Source organism: Bifidobacterium saguinibicoloris (genome assembly GCF_019331725.1).
GTDB lineage: Bacteria > Actinomycetota > Actinomycetes > Actinomycetales > Bifidobacteriaceae > Bifidobacterium > Bifidobacterium saguinibicoloris.
Genome location: NZ_JAHBBF010000005.1, coordinates 74,655 through 100,504, shown reverse-complemented (window position 1 = coordinate 100,504; position 25,850 = coordinate 74,655). Strand labels below are relative to the sequence as shown.

Genomic DNA, 25,850 nt, shown 5'->3' with positions numbered 1-25,850 from the left:
AGAGATACAAAGGAGTATTCCGATGAACATCACACGACGAGGAATCCGCCTCGTGGCCGCCGCCGCGGCCACGGTGATGGCGGTGGCGCCGATCGCCGCCTGCGGCGAGGCGCAGTCCGCCGCCGGATCCGACGACCAGGGCGAGATCCTGGTGTGGTCCTGGGAGTCCGCGGTCAAGAAGATGGCCGAAGGCTTCGAAAAGGAGAATCCGGGCGTCAAGGTCAAGGTCGTCAACGCCGGCTCGTCCGACGAGGAGTATTCGGCATTGAACAACGCGCTGTCCGCGGGATCGGGCGCACCGGACATCGTGCAGCTCAACTATGACGCCATCACCCAGTTCGTGCTCTCCGACGCCCTCGAGGACCTCGACCAGTACGGTGCCGGCTCGATCATGAACAAGTTCACGGACAGCGCCAAGGCCGGCGTGACGGTCAACGGCAAGGTCTACTCGATGCCCGGCGGCATGGGGCCGCTGGCCATGTTCTACAACAAGGAGATCTTCGACAAGGCCGGCGTGACCGAACCGCCGAAGACCTGGGACGAGTTCTACGAGGCCGCCAAGAAGATCCACGCCCTCGGCGACGACTACTACATCACCGCCGACAGCGGCTCCGAGGCCGGCAACGCGATGAGCATGATGTGGTCCGCCGGAGCCCAGCCCTTCGGCGTCGGCGAATCCGACGTGAAGATCGACCTGACCGGCGACAAGGGCACGCAGCGCTACATCGACTTCTGGCAGAAGATGATCGACGAGCATCTCATCGACACCAAGACCTCCTGGTGGACCGACGACTGGTACCGTGCGCTCGCCGACGGCAAGAACGCAGTGGTGCTCGCCGGCGGCTGGATGCCGATCACGCTCAAGAGCAGCGTGGGCTCCGCATCCGGCAAGTTCCGCGTCGCGCTCGCGCCCAAGGGCGACGGCTCCTCCACGAACTCCGAGTCCGGCGGCGGCGGATACTCGATCGTCAAGGGCTCGCGCAACGCGAAGCTGGCCTACAAGTTCCTCCAGTACATCGGCTACGGCGGCGGCCACAAGATCCAGGTCGACATGGGCGCCTTCCCTGCGGTGCTCGACACCCTCGACGACCCCGAATGGCTCGGCAAGACCGACGACTACTTCGGCGGCCAGAAGATCAACGAGGTGCTCGCCGAGGCCGAGAAGTCGGTGACCGCAGGATTCCCGTTCCTGCCGTACCAGGCGTACGCCAACAAGGTCTACTCCGACACCGTGGGCAAGGCCTACGCGGAAGGCAGCGGCACGACGCTCGAACAGGGCTTCGCCCAATGGCAGGAGAAGCTCGTCGCCTACGGCAAGGAGCAGGGCTTCACCGTGAAGTAGCCCGCTTCCGCCTGACGCGGCCGGACGATGATGCCCGGCCGGAACCGATAATCGTGCGCGGCGCGTCCACTCTCCTCCGGGCGCGCCGCGCGCCACCAACACGAGGGCCCTTTCCCTGCATGGAAAGAGCCCTCAATTATCGTTCTTGAGTATAGTGGTGTGGCGTCAGCGGACGAGGACGTCGATGTCCGCGGCGTCGATGTCCGCGGCGAACAGGAGAGGCGGATGGCATGGGACGTGTGACCATCATGGACGTCGCCCACCGGGCGGGCGTGTCACGAGGTACGGTATCGAACTATCTCAACCACCCGGAGAAGCTGTCGACGTCGAAACGCGAGGCCATCGCCGGCGCCATCGCGCAATTGGGATTCGTGCCCAACCGCAACGCCAGCATCCTGGCCGGCGGCGCGAACCCCGCCATCGGGCTCGTCGTGACCGGCTACAGCCATGCGAGCACCGCCGGCATCGCGACGGGCGTGCAACGCGTGGCGCGCGCGAACGACCTCGACCTGTTCGTGGCCGGCACGGACAACGACGGCGTGCTCACCGACCGCTACCTCGACTACTTCCAAGGCAGCCAGATGGTCGGCATGCTCATCGTGCCGTATCCGAGCTCCACGTGGACGCCGCACTACCGGCTGTCCATCCCCACGGTCGTCGTCGACTATCTGGGCGACGGTTCGAAGCTGTGCAGCGTGGCGGCGGACAACCGCAAGACCGGACGGCTCGCGGCCCGGCATCTCATCGAACTGGGCCGTCGACGCATCATGGTGGTCGCGCCCGCCGAGGACATCCAATCCGCGCATGAGCGGTGCCTCGGCATCGGGGAGGTCGTTGCGGAGCATCCGGGAATCGGCGTGGAATGGACGACCGTCGAGGACTGCAACGGCGAGGCCGACGGCATGGCCGTGGGGGAGGCTCTGGCCCATCGCGACCCGGTGGACCGTCCGGACGCGGTGATCGCGATCACCGACGCCACCGCCATAGGCGTCATCAAAGGGCTGATGGCCGCGGGCGTGGACGTGCCGGGACAGGTGGCGGTCATGGGCTGCGAAGGCAACACGATGACCTGGGACGGTCCGATGCCGTTGACCACCATCGCCCCGCAGTGGGACGACATGGGCGTGGCCGCCGCCGAACTGCTCGTCGGCGAGATCCGAGGGGACGGCGCCGCGCATCGGCACCGGGCGCGGGTCGTCGACTCGCGTCTGCTCGTGAGGGAAAGCACCGTGGGGCGCGCGGCCGGGCTCGAGGCCATGGGGCTCGGTGCCGGTGCGGGCGCGGCCTCGCCGCGGTAGGCGTGACGGTAGGGTGGAGGGCATGCCCATCAACCATGCAGTGATCGACAACCCGAAATCCGACCGCATCAAGCGCGTCGCCGGACTCGCGCGCCCGGCCGGCCGCGAACGCTCCGGCCGCTTCCTCATCGAAGGACCGCAGTCCGTGCGCGAAGCCGTCACGTGGCGTCCCGACGTGGTGAGCGACCTGTACGTCGCAGTCGACGTCACGCCCGAAGGCGAGCCGTACGTACCCGACACGCTCGCCGCAATCGTCGACAAGTCGCAGGAATCCCGCAAGTCGCCAATCTACGTGCATCACGTCACCCGCGAGGTGATGGCCAAAATCAGCAAGGACGCACAGGGCGTCGTCGCCGTGGGCGACATCGAAACGCTCCGCACGGAGATCACCGCCGTCCGTCTCGCCGAACGCCCGCTCCTCGCCGCGTTCTGGCAGGTGCGCGACCCCGGCAACGCCGGCACCGTGATCCGTGCGGCCGACGCCGCCGGATGCGATGCCGTCGTGTTCGTCGACGAATGCGTGGACCCGCTGAACCCGAAGGTCATCCGCTCCACCGCCGGCTCCCTGTTCCACATCCCCGTGCTGCGCATGGACACCGGAACCTACCTCAAGTGGATGGAACGCGCCGGCCTCCGCACCGTCGCCGCCGACGTGTACGGCACGCCGGAGCGCAAGCCGGAATCGCTGCCCGACCTGCTCGCCGAACGCGCCGCGGACAAGACGGGCGGCAAGGGCAAGACGGGCGGCAAGGCCGGCGCGAAGGACGTGCGCGGCGACGCCGTGCTGTTCGGCAACGAGGCGAGGGGACTGCCCTCCGCCATCCTGGAGCGCATGGACCGCATCGTGTCCATCCCGATCTACGGCAAGGCCGAATCGCTCAACCTCGGCACCTCCGCCGCCGTCATGCTCATGAGCATCGCCATGAGCGGGCGGTGAGACCGCCGTGGACGGGTCGGTCGCATGCCGGTCCCGTGCCGGCCATGCGCCGGACGCACCGCGACCACGTGATGGAACCGGGCGGCCATGTCGAGTCGTACCGTGACAATGTGAAGTTGGACAACGCTTGGGAAATGCATGTTTTCGCGCATTGCCCCACGTGCTATGCACGTCAGTGAAGCAGATATAAAGGAAAGGGTGCTCGTGGCAGAAGCGCTATTCGATGCGCAAGCGGTGACCGATGCGGTCACCGAAGGCATCGCGAAAATCCAGAACGCCTCCACGCTGGAGGAATTGAAGGCCATCAAGACCGCATACGCCGGCGCCGATTCGGCGATGACGCAGGCCAGCAAGGCCATCGGGGCACTGCCCAAGGACCAGAAGAAGGAAGCCGGCAAGCTCATGGGCAAGCTGCGCGCCGACTTCGGCCGCGCCTACGGCCCCAAGGAGAAGGAGCTCAAGGAGGCCGCCGAGGCCGCCGCGCTCGCCGCCGAGACCGTCGACATGACGCTGCCCGTCAACCGCAAGCCCCTGGGCGCACGTCACCCGCTTGCCAAGCTCATGGAGGACGTCGAGGACTTCTTCATCTCCATGGGATGGCAGATCTCCGCCGGCCCCGAAGTGGAGGCCGAATGGTACAACTTCGACGCCCTCAACTTCGGCCCGGACCATCCGGCCCGCCAGATGCAGGACACCTTCTACGTCAAGGGCAACCAGGCCAAGGACGCGGCCGGCTTCGTCGGCTCCAACATGGTGGTGCGCACGCAGACCTCCTCCGACCAGGTCCGCGCCCTCCTCACCCGCGGCGTGCCGCTGTACATCGCCAGCCCGGGCCGCGTGTTCCGCACCGACGAGCTCGACGCCACCCACACCCCGGTGTTCCACCAGTGCGAGGCGCTCGCCGTCGACAAGCACCTGACCATGGCCGACCTCAAGGGCGTGCTCGACAAGCTCGCCGTCGCCATGTTCGGCCCGGAGGCCAAGACCCGCCTGCGCCCGAGCTACTTCCCGTTCACCGAGCCTTCCGCCGAACTCGATCTGTGGTTCCCGGACAAGAAGGGCGGCCCGGGCTGGCTCGAATGGGGCGGCTGCGGCATGGTCAACCCGAACGTGCTCAAGTCCGCCGGGCTCGACCCGAACGAGTACACCGGCTTCGCGTTCGGCGTGGGCATGGAGCGCACGCTGCTGCTGCGGAGCGACATCAACGACATGCACGACCTCGTCGAGGGCGACGTGCGTTTCGCCGAACAGTTTGTGATGGGGGAGTGATTACCCATGCCTATGGTTGACATCGATTGGCTCAAGGAACACGTCGAGGTCCCCGCCGACCTCACCTACGAGCAGCTCGCCAAGGATCTGGTGAAGGTCGGTCTCGAGGAGGAGGAGATCCACTCCTCCCAGGTGACCGGCCCGATCGTCGTCGGCTACGTGGTGGACGCCACCCCGGAGCCGCAGAAGAACGGCAAGATCATCAACTGGTGCCACGTGGACGTCGGCCCCGAATACAACGAGACCGACGAGAACGGCAACAAGGTGCCGCGCGGCATCATCTGCGGCGCGCCCAACATGGCCGCCGGCGAGAAGGTCGTCGTCACGCTTCCGGGCGCCGTCCTGCCCGGCGACTTCCGCATCGAGCCGCGCAAGACCTACGGCCACATCTCCAACGGCATGTGCGCCTCCGAGCGCGAGCTGGGTCTCGGCGACGACCACAACGGCATCATCCTGCTGCGCCACTACGGCTTCACCGAGGAGGAATACGAGGCCCTCAAGCCCGGCGACGACGCGATGCACCTGCTGCACCTCGACCAGCCGCTGCTCGAGATCAACATCACCCCGGACCGCGGCTACACACTGTCCTACCGCGGTGTGGCCCGCGAATACCACCACTCCACCGGCGCTGCGTTCACCGATCCGGTGGTCGAGCTCAATGAGAAGACCCCCGAACCGGCCGGCGAGGCCTCCGGCACCGTCCCGGAGGTCCAGGTGGACATCGAGGACAACAATCCGATCCACGGCGTGCCCGGCTGCGACCGCTACTACGCGCGCGTCATCCGCGGGTTCGACCCGAACGCGCACACGCCGAACTGGATGCGCCGCCGCCTCATCCGCGCCGGCATGCGCTCCATCTCCCTGGCCGTGGACGTCACCAACTACGTGATGCTCGACCTGGGCCAGCCCATGCACGCCTACGACCTCGACAAGCTCGAACCGCCGATCGTGGTGCGCCGCGCGAACGCCGGCGAGAAGCTCACCACCCTCGACGGCAAGGAGCATGAGCTCAGCCCCGAGGACCTGCTCATCACCGATTCGCCGAACGGCCAGCGCGCCTCGCGCATCATCGGCCTCGCCGGCGTGATGGGCGGCCTGTACGGCGAAGTGACCGCGGACACGAAGAACATCCTCCTCGAGGCCGCGCACTTCGACCAGGTGTCCATCGCCCGCTCCGCCCGCCGCCACAAGATCCCGTCCGAGGCGTCCCGCCGCTTCGAACGCGGCGTAGACTTCCAGCTGCAGCCGGCCGCCGCGCAGATGGCCGCCGAACTGCTCGTCAAGTACGGTTCCGGCGAACCCAGCGAGCATCCGACGGACGTGAACAACACCGTGCGCCGCCGCGCCATCCACTTCAAGGCCTCCGAGGTCAAGCGCGTGGCAGGCCTCGACACCCCGATCAACGAGATCTCCGACATCCTCACCGACATCGGCTGCAAGGTGGCCGGCGGCGGCAACGGCGAATTCTCCGTCACCCCGCCCAGCTGGCGTCCCGACCTGAACGAGCCGTGCGACCTGGTGGAGGAGGTGGCCCGTCTCGTCGGCTACGACGAGATTCCGGTCACCGTGCCGCCCGCCCCGGTGGAGGGCCTCGTGGGCCTGACCCCGGACCAGCTGCGCCGCCGCCGCGTGGCCGACGAGCTCGCCGAATACGGCATGGTGGAGGCCCTGAGCTACCCGTTCGTGGGCGACGCCGACTACAAGGCGTTCGGCTACGACGCGGAGGCCACCAAGAAGGTCAGCGTCGAGATCGCCAACCCGCTGTACGGCGACCGTCCGTTTCTGCGCCGCCACATCCTGCCGACGCTCGCCGCCACCGTGCAGCGCAACATCCGCCGCGGCCTCGAGAACATCTCGCTCTACGAGCTTGGCCACGTGTACCTGTGGAACCCGGACGCGCCCGCCATCCCGGCCCTGCCCGGCGGCGTCAAGCCGACCGAGGAGCAGCTCGCCGCGCTCGATGCCGGCCTGCCGGACCAGCCCGACCATGTGGCCGGCATCCTGACCGGTCTGGCGGAGGACTCCGGCTGGCTGGGCGGCAAGCGTCCGGTCGACTGGTCCGACGCCGTCGAGGCCGTGCGCCGCATCGCCGACCGTCTCGGCGCGGCCATCGAGCTCAAGCAGCCGGCCGCCGCCGACGTGCCCGCCCAGTGGCATCCGGGCCGCTTCGCGAACGTCATGGTCGGCGACGTGTCCGTCGGCCTCGTGGGCGAACTGCACCCGCACGTCAACGAGGCGCTCGGCTTCCCCGAACACTCCGCCGCGTTCGAACTCAACCTGACCGCGCTGTTCTCCACGCTGGACGGCAAGCCGGTCCAGGCCAAGCCGATCTCCACGTTCCCGCCCGTCAAGCAGGACCTCGCCTTCACCGTGGACGACACGGTGACCGCCGCCCAGCTCGAGGTCGTGGTGCGTGAGGCCGCCGGTGCGAACCTCGAATCCATCGAGCTGTTCGACGTGTTCACCGGCGACGCCCTCGGCGAAGGCAAGAAGTCCCTCGCGTTCGCCGTGGTCTTCCGTTCGCCTTCCAAGACCCTGTCCGCCGAGGACAGCGAGGCGATCCGCAAGGCCATCGTCGACAAGGCCGCCGAACTCGGCGCCCAGCTGCGCGCCTGACGCGCGGCACGTCGTCCACGACGCAAAGCCGTGAGGTTTCGCCGGCATGGGCCGAATAGGCCGCCGGCGAAACCGATGGGCTACGATGAAGGACGACACAGGAGGAACCCGATGAGCGCATCCGAACAGCAACCGACCGACCCCTCGCAGCAGGGAGGGAACGGCACCGCGCCGGATGGCCGCCCATCGGGTTCCGTCGTATCCGCAGGCGCGTCCGTGCCTCCGGTCCAGTCCGGTCCCGCCGCGCCGTCTCAACCGTCGGCGCCGTCCCCCTCTCCGTCGCAACCGTCGCAACCGACGTCATCGGTGACGCAGCAGCAGACGCAACCCCGCTACGGGCAGTACGCCCATCTCGACTACGGTGCGATGCGCAGCCAGTTCGGCCCGAACTACAACCCGTACCTGTACGGCGCGCCCGATCCGGACGACAAGGGCGATGACGCCGCGTCGGCGCCGTCGCATGCCGGCGGCAACGCCGGCGTCGGCGCGAACACGCCGAACGCCTATCCCGCGCCGCAGGGGCCGGCGTACCCGGCACCCGGCGCACCCGGTGCGTCGGGACGCGCCGGTGACGGACGGGGGAACCGTCGCTTCTACGGCATCGACGTCGACGACCCGAACCAGAACCCGCTGTACGGGCGCTGGGACTCCTACGCCATCCTCGCCTTCGTGTTCGCCGTGATCTTCAGCGTGCCGGTGATGCCGGCCATCATGGGCTGCATCTCCCTGTGGCGCACCAAGACCTTCCACATGAAGGGGCGGGGCCTCGCCATCGCGGCCATCGTCGTCAACGTGCTCACCACCATCCTGTGGGTGTGGATGACGGTCAACGGCATCGACGTGAGCGACCTCACCCGGCAGCTTCTCAACATGTACGGCCTGGATTCCGGCGGTTCCGCCGGTTCCGGTTCCGGAGACTCCTCTGGTTCGATGAGTGCCTGACGGGCGTTCCGGGCGCATCGCCCGCGCCTTGCCGCCCGTCCATGCGCAGGCATCCCGACATGTGATTGCATAATTATGCAAGAGTCTGCATAGGTGCGTATACTCGTGCTTGTTGTCTTGTGTGATAAGGACGTGATATGGCGAAGTATACGGTGGCCGTGGCGGGTGCCACGGGCTATGCAGGTGGTGAGGCGCTGCGCATTCTGGCCGCCCACCCGGATTTCGAGGTGACGTGCGTCGCCGGGCATTCCTCGGTGGGGGACAAGCTCGGCAGGCATATGCCGCACATCCCGCAGCTGGCCGACCTGACCGTGGAGGACACCACCCCCGAGGTGCTCAACGGCCATGACGTGATCATCCTGGCCCTGCCGCACGGCGCCTCCGGCAGGCTCGCCGCGCAGCTTGACCCGGATGCGGTCGTCGTCGACCTCGGCGCCGACCACCGGCTCGAGGAGAAGAGCGCGTGGGACGACTTCTACGGCGGCGACTTCTACGAGCATTGGACCTACGGCATGCCCGAGCTCATCACCGGCAAGACCGCCGAAGGCGCGTACACGCGCCAGCGCGAGGCCCTGCCCGGCGCCAAGCGCATCGCCGGACCCGGCTGCAACGTCACCGCCACCACGCTGGCCATCCAGCCGGCCGTCGCCGAGGGGCTCGTCGAGCCCAAGGACCTTGTCGCCGACCTCGTCGTCGGCTACTCCGGCGCCGGCAAGAACCTGAAGCGCACCAACCTGCTCGCCGCCGAGGCGCTCGGCAGCGCCCTGCCGTACGGCGTGGGCGGCACGCACCGCCACATCCCCGAGATTCTGCAGAACCTCGCGCACGCGGCCGGCAAGTCCGCCGCCGCGGCAAGCGAATTCACCCTCGGCTTCACGCCGGTCCTCGCGCCGATGTCGCGCGGCATCCTCGCCACCGTCAGCGCGAAGATGACCGCGAAGGCCGCCGCGATGAGCGACGCGGAGATTCGCGCCGTGTGGGCCAAGGCGTATGAAGGCCAGGACTTCATGGTCCTCCTGCCCGAAGGGAGCCTGCCCGCCACCGGCAACATCATCGGCTCGAACGCCGCCCACATCCAGGTCGTCACCGACCGCCGCGCGGGCCGCATCATCGCGTTCGCCGCCATCGACAACCTCAACCGCGGCACCGCCGGACAGGCTGTCCAATCATTGAACATCGCCCTGGGCCTGCCCGAGGACCAGGGACTTACCAAGATCGGAGTCGCACCGTGAGCGTCACATTCGCGAAAGGTTTCTCCGCCGCCGGCGTGGCGGCGGGCATTTCCGCAGTCGAAGGCAAGAAGGACCTCGCCCTCGTCGTCAACGAGGGCCCGCTCGACGCGGCCGCCGGCGTGTTCACCTCGAACCGCTTCTGCGCCGCGCCCGTCCAATGGTCCCGCAAGGTCGTCGCCGACGGCCACGTCAAGGCCGTGATCCTCAACTCCGGCGGCGCCAACGCGTGCACCGGCGAAGCGGGCTACGCGCAGTCCAAGGCCACCGCCGAGAAGGTCGCCGCGCTCGTCGGCGCGCAGCCGGATGACGTGGCCGTCTGCTCCACCGGACTCATCGGCGAGCTTCTGCCGCTCGACAACGTCCTTTCCGGCGCGGCCGCGGCCCACGAGGCCCTCGCCGCCACCCCGGAGGCCGGTGCCGACGCGTCGCACGCCATCATGACCACCGACACCAAGCCGAAGACCGTCACGCTGGAAAGCAAGGACGGCTGGAGGATCGGCGGCATGGTCAAGGGCTCGGGCATGATCGCCCCACAGCTGGCCACCATGCTGTGCGTCATCACCACCGACGCGGTCGTCACCCCCGGCCAGATGCAGGCCGCCCTCACCAATGCCGCCGAGCACTCGTTCAACCGTATCGACGTGGACGGCTGCATGTCCACCAACGACACCGTCCTCCTGCTCGCATCCGGCGCCAGCGGCGTCGAACCCGACAAGGACGAGTTCAACACGCTCGTCAAGGACGCCTGCGCCTCGCTCGCCCGCCAGATCATCGGCGACGGCGAAGGCGCGAGCCACGACATCCGCATCACCGTCACCGGCGCCACCACCGAGGACGCCGCCCTCGCGTGCGGCCGCGCCGTCGCCGCGTCCAACCTCCTGAAGTGCGCGATCAGCGGCAACGACCCCAACTGGGGCCGCATCGTCTCCTCGCTCGGCACCGTGCCGCCCGACGTCGCCCCGTACGACTCCGACAAGGTGACCGTCGACGTCAACGGCGTGCGCATCTGCGAGAACGGCGGTGCCGGACGCGACCGCAGCGAGGTCGACATGACCCCGCGCGAGGTCCACATCGACATCGACCTGAACGCCGGCGACGCCGAAGCGACCGTCTGGACCGACGACCTCACCCACGAATACGTCCACATCAACGCGGACTACGAAAGCTGAACCACGAAAGCTGAAAGAAGCGTATGGCTACTGAACTGAAGGGACCCGGATTCCATTTCGACGTGCACACCGATCTGCGCGCCGACCAGAAGGCGGAGGTGCTCATCGAGGCGCTGCCATGGCTCGAGGAGTTCGCCGGACAGCGCATCGTCGTCAAATACGGCGGCAACGCGATGATCGACGAGCATCTCAAGGCATGCTTCGCCGAAGACATGGTGTTCCTGCGACAGGTGGGCCTGCACCCGATCGTCGTGCACGGCGGCGGCCCGCAGATCTCGCAGATGCTCAAGGCCCTCGGCATCAAATCCGAATTCAAGGGCGGCCTCAGGGTCACCACGCCCGAGGCCATGGACGTGGTGCGCATGGTCCTCACCGGCAAGGTCTCCCGCGAGCTCGTCGGCCTCATCAACGCGCACGGCCCGCTCGCCGTCGGCCTGTCCGGCGAGGACGGAGGCCTGTTCTCCGCCATGCAGCGCAAGCCCGTCATCGACGGCAAGCCCACCGACATCGGCCTCGTCGGCGACGTCGTCTCCGTCGACGCCTCCGCCGTCGAGGACCTCGTCAACGCCGGCCGCATCCCCGTCGTCTCGTCGGTCGCGCCGAACGAGGACGACGCCACCGAAGTGCTCAACGTGAACGCCGATTCCGCCGCCGCCGCGCTCGCCGCCGCAGTCGGCGCGCACAAGCTCGTGATCCTGACGGACGTCGACGGCCTGTACGCCGACTGGCCCGACCGCAACTCCCTGATCGGCCGCATCGGCGTGGAGAACCTGCGCGACATGCTACCTGACCTGGAATCCGGCATGCGCCCCAAGATGGAGGCCTGCGTGCGCGCCATCGACGGCGGCGTGCCCCAGGCGCACATCATCGACGGCCGCAAGCCGCATTCCATCCTGAACGAGATATTCACGTCCGCCGGCATCGGCACCATGGTCGTGCCCGAGGACGGCATCGAGATGAGGAGCTCCTATGTCTACTGACGTCACCAAGGAAACACTGGGTCCCGAGGACTCGAAATGGCTGGGGGAGTACTCCCAGGTCCACATGAACGTGTTCGGCACGCCGCTGCGCGTGATGGACCACGGCCAAGGCGCGCACGTGTGGGACGTCGACGGCAACGAATACCTCGACTTCCTCGCCGGCATCGCCGTCAACTCGCTCGGCTACGCGCACCCCAAGTGGGTCAAGGCCGTGGCCGAACAGGCCGCGAAGGCCGCCCACGTGAGCAACTACTTCGCCACCGAGCCGCAGATCGAGCTCGCCGCGAAGCTCGTGAAGCTCGCCGGCGCGCCCGAAGGCTCCCACGTGTACTTCGGCAACTCCGGCGCCGAAGGCAACGAGGCGGCCCTGAAGCTCGCCAAGCTCTACGGCCGCACGCTGCCCGGCGCCGCGCCCTCCATGGGCGGCAAGCCGGCGCGCATCATCGCGCTCACCAACGGGTTCCATGGCCGCACGCTCGGCGCCCTCTCCGCCACATGGAAGCCCGCCATCCGCAAATCGTTCGAACCGCTCGTGCCGAACATCGAATTCGTGCGCGCCGGCGACCCGTTCGCCCTGTACGAGGCGTTCAGCGAGACCGGCATGGGCCACTACGGCAAGGGGCCGGTCGCCGCCGTCATCATGGAGCTCATCCAGGGCGAGGCCGGCGTCAAGCCGTTGGGCGCCGACTACGTCAAGAAGGTGCGTGAGATGTGCGACATCAACCACGCGCTGCTCATCATCGACGAGGTGCAGACCGGCATCGGCCGCACCGGCTCCTGGTTCGCGTTCCAGCGCGAGGACCTCTCCGGCGGCATCACCCCGGACATCGTCACCTTCGCCAAGGGCGTGGCCGGCGGCTTCCCGATGGGCGGCATGATCGCCTTCGGAGCCAAGCTCTCCGCCCTGTTCACCCCCGGCTCCCACGGCTCCACCTTCGCCGGCAACCCGCTCGGCGCGGCCGCCGCGCTCGCCACGCTCGACGTCATCGAGCAGGACGGGCTCGTCGCCAACGCCGAGGAGCGCGGCCGCCAACTGCGCGAAGGACTCATGGCCACCGGCAACCCGCTGTACGTCTCCGTGCGCGGCAGGGGCCTCCTCGACGCCGTCCAGCTATCCCACCCGTGCGCCCACGCCGTGATGAACTGGTGCCTCGAACGCGGGCTCATCGTCAACGCGGTGCGCGCCGACGCGCTGCGCTTCGCCCCGCCGCTCATCGTCACCGAACAGGACGTGGACGCCGCGCTCGCCATCCTCAAGGACGTGCCCGCCGACCTGCCCAACGACTGAGCCGCCGACCCGACCATCACGGAAGAACGGAAGGAAACCATCATGACCCCCGAACTGCGTCACATGCTGCGTGACGACGACCTGAACCACGAGGAGCAGAAGCAGGTCCTCGAACTCGCCATCAAATTCCACAAGGACCGCTTCTACAAGCGTCCGTTCGAAGGCCCGCAGGCCATCGCCGTGCTGTTCGACAAGCCGTCGACCCGCACCCGCTCCAGCTTCTCCATCGGCGTGGCCGAACTCGGCGGCTACCCGCTGGTCATCGACAAGTCCGGCTCCCAGCTGGGCCGCGGCGAGCCGGTGGCGGACACCGCCCGCGTGCTCGACCGCATGGCCTACGGCGTGGTGTGGCGCACCTTCGGGCAGGACCGCGTCGAGGAGATGGCGAAATACTCCACGCATCCGGTGGTCAACGCCCTCACCGACGACTTCCACCCCTGCCAGATTCTCGCCGACTTCCAGACCATCGCCGAACACCGCGGCGGCGTCGACAACCTGAAGCACCAGACCATCGCCTACCTGGGCGATGCGGCTAACAACATGGCCAACTCCTATCTGCTCGGCGGCGCCGTCGCCGGCATGCACGTGCGCGTGGCCGGACCGCAGGGCTACCTGCCCCGCCCGGACATCGTGGCCGACGCCGAACGCATCGCCAAGGAGAACGGCGGCTCCATCCTCGTCACCACCGACGCGAAGGAGGCCGTCAAGGACGCCGACTGCGTGTTCACCGACACGTGGGTGTCCATGGGCGAGGAGGCCGAATACGCCATCCGCTCCAAGCCGTTCTGGCATTACCAGGTCAACGCGGAGCTCATGGCCCTCGCCAAGCCGGACGCGCTGTTCCAGCACTGCCTGCCCGCCTACCGCGGCAAGGAGGTCACCGCCGAGGTGATCGACGGTCCGCAGTCCGTGGTGTGGGACGAGGCCGAGAACCGCCTGCACGCGCAGAAGGCGCTGCTCACCTGGCTGGCCGGCAAAGCCCGCGGCGACGAAAGCCTGCTTGCATGAGCGAGGCGAACGCGAACGCGTCCCTGCAGCGTCCGGCCACGCGCGCGGCGCGGCTGAGCGCCATCGAGGAGGTGCTGCTCACGCACGTCATCACGTCGCAGTCGCAGCTTTCGGCCATCCTCGCCGACGAGGGTATCGCCGTCACCCAGGCGACGCTCAGCCGCGACCTCGATGAGATGAACGCGTTCAAGAAGCGTCTGCCTGACGGCACCATGGCCTATGCGGTGGGGCATGACGCGGACGGCGAACAGCCGGACGCCGCCAAGGCGGAGGCACAGATGTCCCGCGTGCTCAGCGGTCTCGTCACCTCGGTGGCGGCGGCGAGGAACCTCATCGTGGTGCATACGCCGTCCGGCGCCGCCCAGTACGTGGCGTCGGTGGTCGACAAGCAGCCGATCGCCGGCGTGCTCGGCACCATCGCCGGTGACGACACGGTCATGGTGATTTGTCAGGACGAGGACACCGCCGCCGCCCGCGCCGACTGGCTGCTCGCGTTGGCGTCGAAGTAGCGTCCGATCGGCGTCCGACTGGTGTTCGATTGGTGTCCGATTGGAGTCCGATTGGAGTCCGATTGGAGTCCGTCGGCGTCCATCACGGCGTGTCCGGTACGTATGCCGGACACGCCGTGCATAAATATGCAGACGTATGTATATACTTGCATCAGCTTGTTTCGCAGAAAGGGCATTCCATGGCTGATAACAACCGACTCGTACTGGCCTACTCCGGTGGCCTCGACACCTCTGTCGCCATCTCCTACTTGAAGGAGCGCACCGGCAAGGACGTCGTCGCCGTCTCCCTCGACGTCGGCCAGGGCGGCGAGAGCCTCGAGACCATCAAGCAGCGCGCCCTCGCCTGCGGCGCCGTCGAGGCGTACGTGGTGGACGCCCGCGACGAGTTCGCCAACGAATACTGCATGAAGGCCCTCAAGGCCAATGCCATGTACGAAGGCGTGTACCCGCTCGTCTCCGCCATCTCCCGTCCGCTCATCTCCAAGCACCTCGTGCGCGCCGCCCACCAGTTCGGCGCCGACACCATCTCCCACGGCTGCACCGGCAAGGGCAACGACCAGGTCCGCTTCGAGGTGTCCATCGCCTCCATCGACCCGACCCTCAAGGCCATCAGCCCGATCCGCGATCTGGCCCTGACCCGCGACGTGGAAATCGCGTTCGCCAAGGAGCACAAGCTGCCGATCACCCAGACCGAGAAGAGCCCGTACTCCATCGACCAGAACGTGTGGGGCCGCGCCATCGAGACCGGCTTCCTCGAGGACCCGTGGAACGGCCCGACCAAGGACTGCTACTCCTACACCGACGACCCGGCGTTCCCGCCGGTCGAGGACGAGGTCGTCATCGAATTCAAGCAGGGCGTGCCGGTCAAGATCGACGGCCGCGACGTCACCCCGCTGCAGGCCATCGAGGAGATGAACCGCCGCGCCGGCGCCCAGGGCATCGGCCGCATCGACCTCATCGAGGACCGTCTCGTCGGCATCAAGTCCCGCGAGCTCTACGAGGCCCCGGGCGCCGTGGCCCTCATCACCGCGCACCAGGAGCTCGAGAACTGCTGCCTCGAGCGCGAGCAGCACCGCATCAAGCGCGACATCGACAAGCGCTGGGGCGAGCTCGTCTACGATGCGCAGTGGTTCAGCCCGGCCACCCAGTCCCTCAACGCGTTCATCGAGGACACCCAGAAGTACGTGTCCGGCGAGATCCGCATGACGCTGCACGGCGGCCGCGCCGTCGTCACCGGCCGTCGCTCCGACACCTCCCTGTACGACTACAACCTCGCCACCTACGATTCCGGCGACAGCTTCGACTCGAAGTCCTCCAACGGCTTCATCGACATCTACGGCCTGCCGAGCCGTGTCGCCGCCGCCCGCGACGTCAAGTTCGGCAACGGCATCGAGGTGCCGAGCAACACCGTCGAGTGACGTCCGCCGCGACGCGCGCATGACCCCAACGGGGGCCGGCCTTCCGCCGGTCCCCGTTTCGCATACGCGGGCCGATTTGACGATACGACGCACTATCGTGAGAACCATTCCCGGTAGGGCATCGGCCCGCCGGATCAAGGTAGAAAGAATCTGGAACACCCCATGATCGAACTGAAGACCCCTCGTGAGATCGAGGAGATGAAGCCCGCCGGCCGCTTCGTCGGCTCCATCCTGCGCGAGCTGAAGGAATACACGAAGGTCGGCACCAACCTGCTCGACATCGACGAATTCGTCCACAAGAAGATCGTCGACCGCAAGGGCGCCGAATCCTGCTACGTGGACTACGCGCCCGACTTCGGCACCGGACCGTTCGCCCACTACATCTGCACCTCCGTCAACGACGCGGTGCTCCACGGCGTCCCCTACGACTACAACCTCAAGGACGGCGACCTCGTCTCCCTCGACCTCGCGATCAGCGTCGACGGCTGGGTGGGCGATTCGGCCATCAGCTTCGTGGTCGGCAAGGACAAGGACCCGGAGGACCTGCGCCTCATCAAGTGCACCGAGGAAGCGCTCGCCGCCGGCATCGAGGCCGCGCAGCCCGGCAACCGTCTGGGCGACGTGTCCTCCACCATCGGCGACATCGCCCGCGAATACGGCTACCCGATCAACCTCGAGTTCGGCGGCCACGGCGTGGGCCACATCATGCACGGCGACCCGCACGTGCCGAACGACGGCAAGGCGCACCACGGCTACAAGCTGCGTCCGGGCCTCGTCATCGCCATCGAACCGTGGTTCCTCAAGACCACCGACGAGATCTACCAGGATCCGAAGGACGGCTGGACCCTGCGCGCCGAGGACGGCTCCCGCGGCGCCCACAGCGAGCACACGATCGCCATCACCGAGAACGGTCCCGTCATCCTCACCACGCGCGACGAGTGACGCGCGACGGGCGGCGTACTCGACGCCGCTCCGCGTTCCCGCCGTATGAGACGCCGAAGGCCGGCGTGCATCCCACGTTGTTACGATGGGGCGCACGCCGGCCTTCGCGTCTTCCGTGCGGTTCCGCACGCCAGCCTCCACGCGACGCCCCGCGCAGGTCCGCGTGCACCAGCGCACCCGCGTACCCGTGACCGCGTATCGACCATGAACCCGTGGCGGTAACACAGGCGGTCTAATGTGACCGGCAACACTTGACAGGAACGAGGTATCCATGGCCACAGCACAGCTGAATGTGGACGATAGCAAATACACGTTGCCGGTGGTGAAGGCCTCGGCCGGCCCCGACGGCATCGTGGTCTCCAAGCTGCGCAACGACGGTTGGGTCACGCTCGACCCGGGATTCCTCACCACCGCGCAATGCGAATCGAAGATCACATACATCGACGGCCAGCACTCCATCCTGCGCTACCGCGGCTATCCCATCGAGCAGCTGTGCGAGGAATCCGACTTCCTCGAGGTCTCCTGGCTGCTGCGCCACGGCGAACTGCCCAACAAGGAGCAGTACGAGAAGTTCGTCTCCGACATCAACCACCGCACCATGGTGGGCGAGGACTTCCGCACGTTCATGGGCTCGTTCCCGCGCACCGCGCATCCGATGAGCGTGCTCGCCTCCGCCGTCAACGCGCTTGCCACCTTCTACCCGGACACCACGGACATCACCGACTCCGACCAGCTCGACGAATCCGCCATCATCATCATGGCGAAGGTACGCACCATCGTCTCCTACATCTTCCGTCGCCGGCGTGACGAGCCGATGCTCTACCCGGACTACGCGCGCGGCTACGTGGACGATTTTCTGAGGATGTGCTTCGCCGTGCCGTACGAGCCGTTCGAATCCGATCCGCTGTACGTGCACGCGCTGGGCCGTCTGCTCATCATCCACGCCGACCATGAGCAGAACTGCTCCACGTCCGTGGTGCGCATCGCCGGCTCCGCGCACGCCAACCTGTATTCGGCGGTCGCCGCCGGCGTGAACGCCCTGTCCGGTCCGTTGCACGGCGGTGCGAACGAGGCCGTGCTGCGTCAGTTGAAGGCGATCCGCGATTCCGGCAAGTCGGTGCGCGAGTTCGTCGAGGACGCGAAGCGCGAGGGCCACCGCATCTCCGGTCTGGGCCACCGCGTGTACAAGTCGTACGATCCGCGCGCCGCCATCGCCAAGAAGTACCTGCAGAAGATCATGGACCGCGAGGACACCATCAAGCTGCCGGCGGACGAGCGCGCCCTGTTCGACGTGGCCATCGAACTGGAGGACATCGCGCTGCACGACGAGTACTTCGTGGAGCGTCACCTTTACCCGAACGTCGATTTCTACACCGGGCTCATCTACCGTGCCATCGGCTTCGATCCGGCCATGTTCACCACATTGTTCGCGTTGGGCCGCATCCCTGGCTGGATCGCCCAATACCGTGAGATGCTGGCCGATCCGGCCACGAAGATCGGCCGTCCGCGTCAGGTGTACACCGGTGCCACGGAACGTGACTACGTGCCGATGGACGAGCGGTAGGGTAGGGCTGCCGCCGTCCGCGCGGCCGCCCTACCCGTGCGGACGTTACTCCTTGAACGTGGTGACGGCGCGTGCGGGGAACGGATCGTTGACGAAGCGCGGCCACTCGTATTCGCCGTGCTCGAGCGTGTACAGCTGCAGCAGCACGGCGGCCACGCCGGCGGTGCCGTCGATCAGGCCGATGCGTGGTCCGATGTCCTGCGGGCAGACGCGGCGCCATGCCACGGGCCAGTCGGAGGAGCCGTCCGGGCGTTGGTACTCCCAGCCGAGCAGCACGGCCGCGGTGCGTTCGGCGAGCTTCTTCCAGCGTGCGCGGTGCCCGTTCACGTCCGCCGCGTACAGGCCGATGAAGAACTGCGCGAGGCCCGCCACGCCGCAGCACTGGTTCGGCGTATTCCACAGGCCCTTGGACATGTGTTCCGGCGCGCCCCAGGATTCCAGGCCGTCCACCATGTCCTCGATGACCTTGAGGTACCGTTCGTCGCCGGTCTCCTCATACAGTCGGTAGTAGAACTTCGACGTGCCGGCCGGGCCGTGGCAGTGGCCCAGATAGTAGAACGTGGGTTCGTCGCCGTTCAGCAGGTAGGGCAGCAGCGCGCCCTTCTCCTGCGGGATGAACTGCGTGGCGAGGTAGCGTTCGCACGCCTTCGCCGCCTCGAGGTAGCGTTCGTCGCCGAGCGCGTCGTACAGGAGCGTGAGCAGGTAGCCGGAGCCGGACGTGCCGTACGCGAAGTTCAGCGTCTCGTAGGTGCGGAACGTCTTGTAGCCGTTGAACTTAAGCCCGTCTTCGCCGGCCGGGTCGCCTTGGGCGAGGAACCATTCGGCGGCGTCGCGCAGCAGCGTGTCCAGCCATTCCTCGTGGACGCTGCGCGCCAGACGGATGAGATAGAGGATGACGCCGCCGTCGAAGGTGAGCGGGGTGGTGCCGGTCCAGTACGCGCCGTGCCCGTCCCGCTGCGCGGTGTCCGCGTACCAATGGCCGATGGTCTTCGCCGCCTCGACGAGGTCCGGGACGTCATAGCGTTCGCCCAGGTCGAGCAGCACCTCGGCGGCGGCGCCCACCTCGGCCACCTCGTAGCTGGGCATGGTGCTGGTGTCGTGCGTGAACACATGGGTGTGCACGCCGACGATGTCCTTCCAGTGCGCGGCGACGTGCCTGGCGGCCCGGATGGCGATGTCCCGGTAGTCGTCGTTCCCGGTGATGCGGGCGAGCTGGCTGTAGAGGAACGCCAGTCCGGCCGAGCCGGCGTAGAGGGTGAGGCAGACGTTGTCGCCCTCCTCGTCCGGCGTCCAGTGGAGTCCGTCCGCGTCCTCGCACTGCCGGGAGGCGATGTAGCGTTCCGCGCGCAGCGCCGACGCGAGGTAGTCGTCCGGCGTCCTCGCCTCGAGCGTCGGGTACGCGCCGCCGGGTACGTAGGCGTATTTCGGATCGTGGTATTCGTCGTAGCCGCTGGATGCCGTGTCGGTCATAGCGTGTGCCTTCTTTCAGGTGGGTTCGGGTGGTTCGCGCGTGGACGATCGGTCGACGTCCCGCGGGCCGATGGCTTCGGCCCGCGCCCTTCCGCGCGTCGTGCTCCCGAATGTACAGCGGCATGGAGGCGCCGTGGCCGCGCGTCGCATACCTTCTGTTTATATGGCGTTCAAAACCGTTGATATGCTTTGGTTTCATGTTCGATTACCTGTTTAGAGCCGCGGGGGTGCGGGATCTGCCCGCCATCACCGACATCTACAACGCGTCCGTGGTGGAGGGCGGATCCACCGCCGACCTGACGCCGCGCACGCAGGAGCAGCGCCGTGCATGGGTGGAATCCCATGAGCCTCCGTACGGTGTGTTCGTCGTCGAAGCCGAGTCCGACGCGGGCGTCCGCGAGGTGGTGGCGTTCGGCGCGCTGTCCGTGTTCTACGACCGTGCCGGATACGACGGTGTGACCGACCTCGCGTACTACATCGCGCCCGCCTGGCGTCGCAGGGGAGTGGGGACGTTCCTGCTGGGTCGGCTTCTCGACGAGGCGCGTGGACGCGGCATGCGCAAGGTCATCGGCGTGATCTTCGCCGACAACGACGGCTCCACGGCCCTGATGCGCCGGTTCGGCTTCAGCCGGTTCGGCCTTCTGCCCGCCGCCGCCACCGACGCGACCGGCATGATGCACGACATGTCCTACTGGTATCTGGACCTGTGACCAAGAAGTCCTGCATGGAATGCGATACAGGATTGGATGAGCGGGTTCCGGGGAGGAGTGCGATCAGGGAGGCTGGGGATGTGCTGTCCCGCTCTTCGGCGATAGTTGTATTACTGTAATACGACTTGGTTCCGGAGGTGATGCGCATGACCACGGCGATGGTGACGGCGCGTGTCGATGCCGACAGGAAGCGCGACGCCGAGAAGGTGCTGAAGCGTAACGGGCGCACGTATTCGGATCTGATACGGGACCTGACCGACTATATGGCCGATACGGGTGAGCTGCCCGAGTTCGAGAAGGCGACGCTTGCCCTGATGGAAGAGCGCGAGCGTCGGCGGAAACTGGAGATCATCGAATATTTCGCCAATCGGCATCTGCCGGCGGTGAAGGACGGGACCTCCGACGAGGAGCTGCTCGCGCGTGAACGTATGGCCAGGTTCGGGGAGGGAGCGGCATGAAGCTGCTGCTCGACACCAATGTGCTGCTGGACTTCTGCAACGACGCCCGAGTCCCGTTCCACGGCCAGTGCGTGGATCTGCTTCTGGATTGCGCTTCCCGGGCCGATGTGGAGCTTCTGATCGCGGTGTCGTCGCTCAACGACGTCTATTACGTGCTGCGGCGTCATTACGGTGACGAACGGGACGCCCGCAAGGACATCGGCACGCTGATGGAACTGTTCGACGTATGCCCGTTGCTGGCGCGTCACGCCCGTATGTCCTACGAATCCGATGAACCGGATTTCGAGGACGGGCTTGTTCGCGCCATCGCCGAGGACAATGCCGCCGACGTCATCGTCACCAGGGATGCGGCAGCGTTCCGTCATGCCAAAGTGCCGGCGATGGATGCGGTGCGATGCCGTTCGTTGCTTGCCGAAGGGCGGAAGACGTGAAGGTCCCAGACGGCGGAGGCGGCGGGGAACGGATGTTGACGGCGTCGGTGGGTACAATCTGTTCGGTCGAAAACGAGTAAGGCGCAGTAAGGAGCAACGCATATGGCATCGGATTTCTGGCTGATCGTGGGCCTCGGCAACCCCGGCAAGAAGTATGAGGACACCCGGCACAACATGGGCTTCATGACGGCGGACGTGCTCGCCGAACGCTGGTCGGTCCACTTCGCCGACCACAAGGGGCTCGCCATGCTCGGCAAGGGCGTGATGAACCTCAACAGCCGCAACGTGAAGTTCTTCCTCGCCAAGCCGCTCACCTACATGAACGAATCCGGCAACGCGGTCGCCTCCATCAGCGCCTACTACCAGATCCAGCCCGACCACATCGTGGTCATCCACGACGACATGGACCTCGACTTCGGCCGCATCAAGGTCAAGGCGGGCGGCTCCGCCGGCGGCCACAACGGCATCAAATCCATCGACCGCTCCCTGAACACACCCAAGTACGCGCGCGTGCGCATGGGCGTGGGTCATGCGCGCCGCGGCGCCAACGCGCACGACAACACCATCAACTGGGTGCTCGGCGGCTTCGGCCCCGACCAGCGCAAGCAGCTGCCCGACTTCCTCGCCGACGGCGCCGACGCCGCCGAGGACATCATCTTCAACGGACTCGCCAAGACCCAGGAGAAGTTCAATGGCCGCTGAGACGACCGGCTCCGACCCGGTGAACGGCGCGCTCGCCGGCGTTCTCGACGCGCTTCTGCACGATCCTGCCTTCCGTAGGGTCGCGACGGGCGACGTCGACGAGACCGACGACATCGACGGCTCCGTCGTCGTCGGCGCGCCCGAAGGCGTCCGCCCCGCTTTGGCCGCGGCAATCGCCCAAGGTGTGGATGGCAAGCCGGCCCGACCCGTCGTGCTCGTCGTCGCCTCCGGCCGCGAGGCCGAGGAGACCGTCGGCGCCCTGCGCTCCTGGTACGACGGCGATCCGGGCGACATCGCCCAGCTCGAGGCGTGGGAGACGCTGCCGCACGAACGGCTGAGCCCGCGCGCCGACACCGTCGCCAGCCGCATGGCCGTGTTCCGGAGACTGAAGCATCCAAGCGCCACGGACCCGATGTTCGGTCCCATCCGCATGCTCGTCATGCCGGTGCGCTCCCTCATCCAGCCGGTCGTCGCCGGCCTCGCGGACGTCGAACCGCTCGTCTTCACCCAAAGCGAGGACCTGCCGCTCGACGAGGCGTCGAAACGACTCGTCGAAAACGCGTACACGCGCGTCGACCTCGTCATGGACCGCGGCGAATTCGCGGTGCGCGGCGGTATCCTCGACGTGTTCCCGCCCACCGCGCCGCACCCGGTGCGCATCGAATTCTTCGGCGACGAAATCGACCAGATCAGGGAGTTCCACGCCTCCGACCAGCGCACGTACGGCGACGGCATCCGGACCATCTGGGCCACGCCCTGCCGCGAACTGCAGCTCACCGACAAGGTCCGCGCCCGCGCCAAGTCGCTCATCGGCTCCATCCCCAACGCCGAGGACATGCTCGCCTCCATCGCCGACGCCATCCCTGTGGAAGGCATGGAATCCCTCATGCCCGCGCTCATCGACGACATGGAACCCGTCTTGTCCATGCTGCCGAAGGACGCCGTCATCCTCCTGTCCGATCCGGAGAAGCTGCGCCGCTCCGCCGAGGACCTCGCCAAGACGGCGAACGAGTTCCTCGCCGCCAGCTGGCACGTCGCCGCCTCCGGACACGGCGCCGGCGCCCCCATCACCTTCGACACGGCCAACTTCCTCGACTTCGAGGAGACCGTGCGCTCGCTGCACCTGACCGGCCACGACGTCATCGACCTGACCGGATTCTCCGTGGACGAAAACCGTCCCGGACACGTGCGCATCGACGCGCAGAACCCGGCCGAATACCGCGGCGACGAATCGAAGGCCGCCGCCGGCATCGAAGGCCTCATCGACGCCGGATACCACGTGACCGTCACCGCCGGGGCGAAAGGCACGCTCGCACGTCTCAAACGCGCAGTCAACGAGACAGGCATCACCCGGTTCGACGTCATCCGCTCCCAGGCCATCGACGGCTTCGTCGACAAGGCCGCGCACGTCGCCCTGCTCACCGAACGCGACCTCACCGGACGCACGTCCGCCGTCGGCGTCGTCAAGACGCCGAAACGCCGCCGCAAGGCCATCGACCTGATGGAACTCAAGGCGGGCGACTACGTCGTGCACGAACAGCACGGCATCGGCCGCTTCGTCGAAATGCGCCAACGCACCATCGGCACCGGCGCGAACCGGACCACACGCGAATACCTCGTCATCGAATACGCGCCGAGCAAACGCGGCGCGCCCGCGGACAAACTGTTCATCCCCACCGACCAGCTCGACCAGGTCAGCAAATACATCGGCGCCGAAGCGCCGAAACTCAACAAGCTCGGCGGCTCCGACTGGGCCGCCACCAAGGCGAAGGCGCGCAAACACGTCAAGGAGATCGCCGACGACCTGGTCAAACTGTACTCGGCCCGCCAGCGCACGCCCGGTTTCGCGTTCAGCCCGGACACCCCGTGGCAGAAGGAGCTGGAGGACGCGTTCCCGTACCAGGAGACGCCCGACCAGCTCACCACCATCGACGAGGTCAAGCACGACATGGAGCAGCCGCGCCCCATGGACCGCCTCATCTGCGGCGACGTCGGCTTCGGTAAGACCGAGATCGCGGTGCGCGCCGCGTTCAAGGCCATCCAGGACGGCAAGCAGGTGGCCGTGCTCGTGCCCACCACGCTGCTCGTCCAGCAGCACTATGAAACGTTCACCGAACGCTACGAGGGCTTCCCCGTCACCGTCAAGGCGATGAGCCGCTTCCAGAAGCCCAAGGAGATCAAGGAGACCATCGAGGGGCTCGCTTCAGGCGGCGTCGACGTGGTCATCGGCACGCACAAGCTTCTCAACCCGAAGATCAAGTTCAAGGACCTCGGCCTCGTCATCATCGACGAGGAGCAGCGTTTCGGCGTCGAACACAAGGAGACGCTGAAGGCGCTGCGCACCAACGTGGACGTGCTCTCCCTCTCCGCCACGCCGATCCCGCGCACGCTCGAGATGGCCGTGACCGGCATCCGCGAGATGTCCACGCTCGCCACGCCCCCGGAGGACCGCCTGCCGGTGCTGACGTACGTGGGCGCGTACGAGGACGCGCAGGTCACCGCGGCAGTACGCCGCGAACTGCTGCGCGGAGGACAGGTGTTCTACGTGCACAACCGCGTCGAGGACATCGCACGCGTCGCCGAGAAGATCCACACGCTCGTGCCGGAGGCGAAGGTCGGCATCGCGCACGGCAAGATGGGCGAGAAGCAGCTCGACCAGATCATCCGCGACTTCTGGCACCGCGACATCGATGTGCTCGTCTGCACCACGATCATCGAGACAGGCCTCGATATCTCCAACGCCAACACGCTCATCGTGGACCACGCCGACCGATTCGGCCTCTCGCAGCTCCACCAGCTGCGCGGACGCGTGGGCCGCGGCCGCGAACGCGCGTACGCGTACTTCCTGTACGACCCGAGCAAGACGATGACCCAGCAGTCGCACGACAGGCTCGCCACCATCGCGCAGAACACGGCGTTGGGTAGCGGCTTCGACGTGGCGATGAAGGACCTGGAGCTCAGGGGCACCGGCAACCTGCTCGGCGACCAGCAGTCCGGACACATCGAAGGCGTCGGCTTCGACCTGTACGTGCGCATGGTCTCCGAGGCCGTCGAAGCCTACAAGGAGCCGGACAAGGCGGCCGAGCCGGTGAACGTGTCCATCGACCTGCCGGTCGAGGCGTCCATCCCCGTCTCCTACATCGACTCCGACAAGCTGCGTCTCGAAGCGTACCGCAAGCTCGCCTCCGCGCGGAACGAGCAGGACCTCAAGGACCTCGCCGAGGAGCTCGTCGATCGTTACGGCCCGTTGCCCGAGGAGTTCGAGATGCTCTTCGGCGTGGCCCGCCTGAAGTTCAAGGCGAGGAAGCTCGGCATCTCCGAGATCCTCGCGCAGTCGAATCGTCTGCGCGTGGGCCGCGTCGACCCGCCGGAATCCATGCTCATGCGCATGTCGCGCATCTACAAGGGATTCCAGTACCGTCCGGTCACCCACCAGATGATCATCCCTACGCCGTTCGCCGGGTCCCTCGGCGACAAGCCCATGCCCGGCGAACAGGTCATGGACTGGGTCAGCGACCTGTTGAACGACCTGGCGTGGACCCCGAAGGCGAAAGGCAGGTGAACG

At 67.1% G+C, this 25,850-nt stretch carries 21 protein-coding genes; 20 read left to right on the top strand and 1 reads right to left on the bottom strand.

Annotated features, from left to right (window positions below; genetic code table 11):
- The first annotated feature begins 22 nt into the window (after positions 1 to 22).
- The 15 genes from KIH78_RS05055 to KIH78_RS04985 all read left to right on the top strand — a co-directional run bounded on the left by KIH78_RS05055 (position 23) and on the right by KIH78_RS04985 (position 18,514).
- Positions 23 to 1,342, top strand: a complete 1,320-nt coding sequence (locus KIH78_RS05055) for an ABC transporter substrate-binding protein (RefSeq protein ID WP_214315196.1) — start codon at positions 23 to 25, stop codon at positions 1,340 to 1,342.
- A 230-nt stretch (positions 1,343 to 1,572) separates the two neighbouring features.
- Entirely contained in the window at positions 1,573 to 2,640 is a 1,068-nt protein-coding gene (locus KIH78_RS05050; protein WP_219131526.1) for a LacI family DNA-binding transcriptional regulator, read from the top strand.
- A gap of 22 nt (positions 2,641 to 2,662) precedes the next feature.
- Positions 2,663 to 3,577 (top strand): TrmH family RNA methyltransferase, encoded by a 915-nt coding sequence (locus tag KIH78_RS05045; protein ID WP_219131525.1) that lies wholly within the window; start codon positions 2,663 to 2,665, stop codon positions 3,575 to 3,577.
- Between the two features lie 165 nt (positions 3,578 to 3,742).
- Complete coding sequence (pheS, locus tag KIH78_RS05040; protein WP_214315190.1) at positions 3,743 to 4,846, top strand: phenylalanine--tRNA ligase subunit alpha; 1,104 nt, start codon at positions 3,743 to 3,745, stop codon at positions 4,844 to 4,846.
- A 6-nt stretch (positions 4,847 to 4,852) separates the two neighbouring features.
- Complete coding sequence (gene pheT, locus KIH78_RS05035) at positions 4,853 to 7,462, top strand: phenylalanine--tRNA ligase subunit beta (protein ID WP_219131524.1); 2,610 nt, start codon at positions 4,853 to 4,855, stop codon at positions 7,460 to 7,462.
- A 306-nt stretch (positions 7,463 to 7,768) separates the two neighbouring features.
- Entirely contained in the window at positions 7,769 to 8,404 is a 636-nt protein-coding gene (locus KIH78_RS05030; protein ID WP_219131523.1) for a DUF4190 domain-containing protein, read from the top strand.
- 137 nt (positions 8,405 to 8,541) lie between these two features.
- Positions 8,542 to 9,636, top strand: a complete 1,095-nt coding sequence (gene argC, locus KIH78_RS05025) for an N-acetyl-gamma-glutamyl-phosphate reductase (protein ID WP_219131522.1) — start codon at positions 8,542 to 8,544, stop codon at positions 9,634 to 9,636.
- Positions 9,633 to 10,805 (top strand): bifunctional glutamate N-acetyltransferase/amino-acid acetyltransferase ArgJ, encoded by a 1,173-nt coding sequence (gene argJ / locus KIH78_RS05020; RefSeq protein WP_219131521.1) that lies wholly within the window; start codon positions 9,633 to 9,635, stop codon positions 10,803 to 10,805. Before argC ends, argJ begins: the two co-directional genes overlap by 4 nt.
- 23 nt (positions 10,806 to 10,828) lie before the next feature.
- On the top strand, positions 10,829 to 11,785 hold the full coding sequence (argB, locus tag KIH78_RS05015; RefSeq protein WP_214315180.1) for an acetylglutamate kinase: 957 nt from the start codon (positions 10,829 to 10,831) through the stop codon (positions 11,783 to 11,785).
- The gene (locus tag KIH78_RS05010; RefSeq protein ID WP_219131520.1) at positions 11,775 to 13,073 is read left to right on the top strand and encodes an acetylornithine transaminase; all 1,299 of its coding nucleotides are present in this window, start codon (positions 11,775 to 11,777) and stop codon (positions 13,071 to 13,073) included. Before argB ends, KIH78_RS05010 begins: the two co-directional genes overlap by 11 nt.
- A gap of 42 nt (positions 13,074 to 13,115) precedes the next feature.
- The gene (gene argF, locus KIH78_RS05005; protein ID WP_214315176.1) at positions 13,116 to 14,081 is read left to right on the top strand and encodes an ornithine carbamoyltransferase; all 966 of its coding nucleotides are present in this window, start codon (positions 13,116 to 13,118) and stop codon (positions 14,079 to 14,081) included.
- Complete coding sequence (gene argR, locus KIH78_RS05000) at positions 14,078 to 14,590, top strand: arginine repressor (protein ID WP_214315174.1); 513 nt, start codon at positions 14,078 to 14,080, stop codon at positions 14,588 to 14,590. Before argF ends, argR begins: the two co-directional genes overlap by 4 nt.
- Before the next feature lie 179 nt (positions 14,591 to 14,769).
- Complete coding sequence (locus tag KIH78_RS04995; protein ID WP_214315172.1) at positions 14,770 to 16,008, top strand: argininosuccinate synthase; 1,239 nt, start codon at positions 14,770 to 14,772, stop codon at positions 16,006 to 16,008.
- A 162-nt stretch (positions 16,009 to 16,170) separates the two neighbouring features.
- Positions 16,171 to 16,950, top strand: coding sequence for a type I methionyl aminopeptidase (gene map, locus KIH78_RS04990; RefSeq protein WP_214315170.1), 780 nt, complete (start codon positions 16,171 to 16,173; stop codon positions 16,948 to 16,950).
- Between the two features lie 271 nt (positions 16,951 to 17,221).
- A complete protein-coding gene (locus tag KIH78_RS04985) occupies positions 17,222 to 18,514 on the top strand; it encodes a citrate synthase (RefSeq protein WP_219131519.1) in 1,293 nt (430 codons plus the stop codon).
- Between the two features lie 45 nt (positions 18,515 to 18,559).
- Here KIH78_RS04985 and KIH78_RS04980 read toward each other — a convergent pair whose 3' ends face one another.
- Complete coding sequence (locus KIH78_RS04980) at positions 18,560 to 19,984, bottom strand: lanthionine synthetase LanC family protein (RefSeq protein ID WP_219131518.1); 1,425 nt, start codon at positions 19,982 to 19,984, stop codon at positions 18,560 to 18,562.
- A gap of 197 nt (positions 19,985 to 20,181) precedes the next feature.
- Here KIH78_RS04980 and KIH78_RS04975 point away from each other — a divergent pair, with 197 nt between their 5' ends.
- From KIH78_RS04975 to mfd, 5 genes are all read left to right on the top strand, one after another.
- On the top strand, positions 20,182 to 20,694 hold the full coding sequence (locus tag KIH78_RS04975; RefSeq protein WP_219131517.1) for a GNAT family N-acetyltransferase: 513 nt from the start codon (positions 20,182 to 20,184) through the stop codon (positions 20,692 to 20,694).
- A 146-nt stretch (positions 20,695 to 20,840) separates the two neighbouring features.
- On the top strand, positions 20,841 to 21,152 hold the full coding sequence (locus KIH78_RS04970) for a type II toxin-antitoxin system RelB/DinJ family antitoxin (protein ID WP_214315163.1): 312 nt from the start codon (positions 20,841 to 20,843) through the stop codon (positions 21,150 to 21,152).
- Entirely contained in the window at positions 21,149 to 21,583 is a 435-nt protein-coding gene (locus KIH78_RS04965) for a PIN domain-containing protein (protein WP_214315162.1), read from the top strand. The genes KIH78_RS04970 and KIH78_RS04965 overlap by 4 nt, the downstream gene beginning before the upstream one ends.
- 102 nt (positions 21,584 to 21,685) lie before the next feature.
- Positions 21,686 to 22,285 (top strand): aminoacyl-tRNA hydrolase, encoded by a 600-nt coding sequence (pth, locus tag KIH78_RS04960; RefSeq protein ID WP_214315161.1) that lies wholly within the window; start codon positions 21,686 to 21,688, stop codon positions 22,283 to 22,285.
- Positions 22,275 to 25,847 carry a transcription-repair coupling factor gene (gene mfd / locus KIH78_RS04955; protein ID WP_219131516.1) on the top strand — a complete coding sequence of 1,191 codons (3,573 nt, stop codon included), beginning with the start codon at positions 22,275 to 22,277 and terminating at the stop codon, positions 25,845 to 25,847. Before pth ends, mfd begins: the two co-directional genes overlap by 11 nt.
- The last annotated feature ends 3 nt before the right edge of the window (positions 25,848 to 25,850 follow it).